Annotated in this window: 4 protein-coding genes and 1 pseudogene; 4 read left to right on the top strand and 1 reads right to left on the bottom strand. The window is 39.8% G+C overall.

All coding sequences use genetic code 11. The features are described from left to right. The 4 genes from HSISS2_RS07685 to HSISS2_RS07670 all read left to right on the top strand — a co-directional run. Positions 1 to 885, top strand: an 885-nt coding sequence (locus HSISS2_RS07685; protein WP_042767259.1) for a PASTA domain-containing protein, incomplete at its 5' end; no start/stop codon positions are given. Positions 886 to 1,213: 328 nt separating this feature from the next. Continuing rightward, entirely contained in the window at positions 1,214 to 1,891 is a 678-nt protein-coding gene (gene liaF, locus HSISS2_RS07680; RefSeq protein ID WP_042767094.1) for a cell wall-active antibiotics response protein LiaF, read from the top strand. Next, positions 1,888 to 2,898 (top strand): sensor histidine kinase, encoded by a 1,011-nt coding sequence (locus tag HSISS2_RS07675; RefSeq protein WP_002889372.1) that lies wholly within the window; start codon positions 1,888 to 1,890, stop codon positions 2,896 to 2,898. The genes liaF and HSISS2_RS07675 overlap by 4 nt, the downstream gene beginning before the upstream one ends. Next, entirely contained in the window at positions 2,888 to 3,532 is a 645-nt protein-coding gene (locus HSISS2_RS07670; RefSeq protein WP_002889370.1) for a response regulator transcription factor, read from the top strand. Before HSISS2_RS07675 ends, HSISS2_RS07670 begins: the two co-directional genes overlap by 11 nt. A 245-nt stretch (positions 3,533 to 3,777) precedes the next feature. Here the strand turns inward: HSISS2_RS07670 and HSISS2_RS11055 are convergent. Next, positions 3,778 to 4,084: pseudogene (locus HSISS2_RS11055) on the bottom strand (transposase); the annotation flags it as partial.

Raw genomic sequence — 4,084 nt, 5'->3', positions numbered from 1 at the left:
CCTTCTCCAGCTAAAAAGAAGAAAAATCTCTTTTCAACTCTACTCAAGGTTTTCCTAGGACTAGTCTTTATTGGCATTATCATCTTTGCCTATTTGGTATTTACTAACCCAGATAATGCTCAGGTGCCAAATGTTGTCGGACAAGAGTTGTCAACGGCTCAGACGAAACTTGAAAGTGCAGGCTTTAAGGTCGGTGATGTCAAAGAAGTCGAGGATGATTCTGTCGACAAGGGCAAGGTTATCAAGACAGATCCTACAGCTGGAACGACTCGTAAAGAAGGAACAAGCATTGATGTCTATGTTTCTTCCGGCGACAAAGGATTCACTCTGAAAGATTACAAGGGCAAAAACTACAAGGATGCTGTCAAAGACTTAACCTCAAATTATGGGGTATCTGAAGATCAAATTGATATTCAAAATGTCGAAGATGATAGTGCCGATGAAGGTGAAATCTTGTCACAGAGCCCTGGTAAGAATAAGACCTTTAATCCTAAAGATTCTAAGGCTAAGATCAAGTTCCGTGTGGCAACACCTAAGACCATCACTATGCCTGATGTAACAGGCTTGACAGTTTCAACAGCAGTGCAGACCTTGAACCGTAAAGATATTTCAAGTAGTAATATTGAATATCACGACTATAATACAGGCGCCAAGTTGGATAAGGATAAGGTTCCTAGTAGTACTGAAGTTCTTTATCAAGATCCACAAGTTGGTACTGCCGTTGATGGTACGGTGATTCTCTACGTTTCTATCACAACAGCAAGTTCAAGTCTTCAATCAAGCTCAACAAGTACGACTCATTCGTCATCTACCAGCTCAAGCACTGAAAGTACATCTTCAAGTACAGAAACATCTACAGAAGCTACCCACACAGAACAACAATAGACTGCTTGTCATTGAGACGCTCTGAAAAGATAGGAATGGTTTTATGTATGCGAACGAAGCAAGCATAAACCGAGACTTTTGACTACGATAACTATGCCTGAACTTTAGAGTTTCAGACGTTCGGAAGCTTCATGATTGTAGTCATGAGACTCCAAAGGGTTTCGCTGACGTTTGTCTTTATCTAAGGAAAGTCTCAACAGAATTAATATCAAAGAGAGGTTGTGAGACCTCTCTTTTTCTACACTTTTTGTCAATTGGCCTAAAATTTGATAGAATGAAGCCTGTATACTTTTATGTGAGAGGTCCTTATGACCAAATTTAATTTTTCTTGGTAGTGGAAGCCTTACTTTTGACTTTAGGGTTAATCACTATCTTTAACAATGATATTACCAGTTTTATTTTTATTTTAGTCTTGACTCTCTTGGCTATCCGTTTCTTTAATAAAGAGTCTAAGAGTGATTTTGTCTTGACCATTAGTTTAATTTCACTTTTTTTGGTTTCCATGTGGAATGTCTATGTGGTACTTGCTATCTTGGTGGGTGTAGCCTATGTCATGATTAACCATTTTTCACAGGTTAAGAAAAAGAATCGCTATGCCCTCATCAAGTTCAAAGAAGACGATTTAGATCCCCGGGCTGTGCGAAATCAATGGATTGGGACACGTATGGAGCCAGTGAGTGATCGCTATGATTTTGATGACATCAATATTATCCGTTTCTTTGGGACAGATGTGATTGATTTGACTCAGGTTATTGTTTCAGGTAGAGACAATGTTGTGATTCTTCAGAAACTGTATGGGCCAACAACGGTCTTGGTGCCCATTGATGTCTCTGTTAAACTTAACATTTCTGCTATTTATAGCTCTGTCACCTTCTTCAATGAAGATGAATATGACCTTCGTTATGAAAGTTTGACCTTGCAAGGTGCGGAGTATGAGCATGCCTATAGAACAGTCAAATTGATTCTCAATGTGGGAGCTGGGCCAGTGGAGGTACGTCGCAAATGAAGAAACAGTACCTATTTTTAATCCTTATTTACTCGGTTGTTGTCCTGGTCGGTGTCACCTTGGTTGTGATGGACAGTTTCAATCTCAATTTTTCATTGGTTTTTGGCAGTCTTTCCCAAGCGTTTCACTTTCTTTTTAACATGTTCTTTGTGGTTCTGAGTTTGCTCATTCTGCTCTATATCCTGTGGGCTATTGCTAATGATAATAGTATGCGTTCGGTCAATCAGGATTTGCGTCGGATTATCAATAACCAATCTGTTAAGCGACAGGGAGATATTGAGTTAGACAAGAACATGATGCGCCTGTCTCATAAGATGCGCAAATTGACTGAAGACCTGCAAAAGACTGAGAATGCTCAGGCCCTTCAAAGCCGTGATATTATCAAGAAGGAGCGAGGTCGTATTGCTCGTGATCTTCATGATACGGTGAGTCAGGAACTCTTTGCGGCTAGTATGATTCTGTCTGGGGTCTCTCAAATGGTGGATCAGCTGACTAAGGAGGACCTCCACAATCAGATACAGGCGGTGGAAGCCATGCTTACTGATGCTCAGAATGACATGCGTGTTTTACTTTTGCATCTTCGCCCGACTGAGCTTGAAAACAAGACCTTGCAAGAAGGTTTGCAGATGATTCTTAAGGAGCTAACCGATAAATCCAATATTCGTGTGATATACAAGGATATGGTTAAGAAAGTGCCTAAGCGGATTGAAAATAATCTCTTTAGGATTGCCCAAGAGTTTATCTCTAATACCCTAAAACACGCCAAGGCTAGTCAAATAGAGGTTTATCTCTACCAAAATAGTCAGGAGATTCAGCTGAAAATGCTGGATAATGGTGTTGGTTATGATTTGAATGCCTCGACTGACGAAATGAGTTACGGACTGAAAAATATCCAAGAACGTGTCGATGAAATGGCTGGGACCGTACAGTTCCTATCTGCTAAAGGTAAAGGAACCTCCATTGATGTTCGTGTGCCAATATTGAGAGGAGAAAATAATGTCGAATAAGATAAGTGTGATTTTGGTCGATGACCATGAAATGGTCCGTTTGGGCCTCAAGAGTTTCTTGAATCTTCAAGGAGACGTAGAAGTGGTTGGAGAGGCAGGTAATGGCCGTGAAGGTGTCGACCTGTCTTTGGAATTACGTCCGGATGTCGTTGTAATGGACCTTGTCATGCCTGAGTTAGATGGCGTACAAGCCACTTTAGAATTGCTCAAAGAATGGCCTGAAGCTAAAATTTTGGTTTTGACCAGTTATTTGGACAATGAAAAAATTTATCCGGTTATTGAAGCAGGTGCTAAAGGTTATATGCTCAAAACCAGTAGTGCAGCAGAAATTCTTAATAGTATCCGTAAGGTTTACCGTGGAGAGGAAGCTATCGAAACTGAGGTAGATAATAAGATTAAGTACCACGATAGCCATCCGGACTTACATGATGACTTGACGGCACGTGAGCGTGATATCCTGGCCCTTTTGGCTAAAGGCTATGACAATCAAACCATTGCTAATGAACTCTTTATTTCGTTGAAGACTGTCAAAACGCACGTTTCGAATATCTTGGGTAAACTCAACGTAGATGATCGTACTCAAGCGGTAGTCTATGCTTTTAGACATCATCTAGTTTCACAAAACGATGATTAAGACGGTTCATGTCAACTCGACTGTAAAAAGACAAAGAGTATTTGCTTAAAGAAAATTTTTTCTGATTTTGTCAGTCAAATATATTGACTTTATGTCTAGCAAGACATACAATAGAACTATCCTAAAACTTTTCTTTTTCATATGAGGTCACTCAACCTCGTATCATCCATCTAAGTGCTCTTAGATGATGAAATCTCCTAATTCAGGCTCTTTGTCAACTGTAGTGGGTGACGAAAAGCTAACATCTAGAGAGGACCTGATAGGTCTTCTCTTTTTGTATGTTCAGAGTGATGAAAACACGCTTCCTAAAGTTAATAAAGTTTCTAAAACCGAAGCCCAGACGTTTGATGTCTTTGATAAGCTTATTGGTTCCCTCCAATTTTGCATTTGAGTAATGTGTTTCTAGCGCATTTTTGATGTATGGTTTGTGTCTAAGGAAGGTCTTAAAGACAGTTTTGAAGCAATGATTGACCTTGCTTATATTCTCCTCTATGAGCTCAAAAAACTCATCTACCCTCTTCTCCTGAAAGTGAAACAGTAACAGTTGATAGA

The organism is Streptococcus sp. HSISS2 (assembly GCF_000448665.1).
In the GTDB taxonomy this organism is placed as follows: Bacteria; Bacillota; Bacilli; order Lactobacillales; family Streptococcaceae; genus Streptococcus; species Streptococcus raffinosi.
This window is presented reverse-complemented; position numbering and strand designations above follow the sequence as displayed.

Bases quoted from the DNA above. Each gene is read 5' to 3' on its own strand.
- HSISS2_RS07675 (WP_002889372.1), top strand. From the start codon at position 1,888: ATGAAGAAACAGTACCTATTTTTAATCCTTATTTACTCGGTTGTTGTC.
- HSISS2_RS07670 (WP_002889370.1), top strand. From the start codon at position 2,888: ATGTCGAATAAGATAAGTGTGATTTTGGTCGATGACCATGAAATGGTC.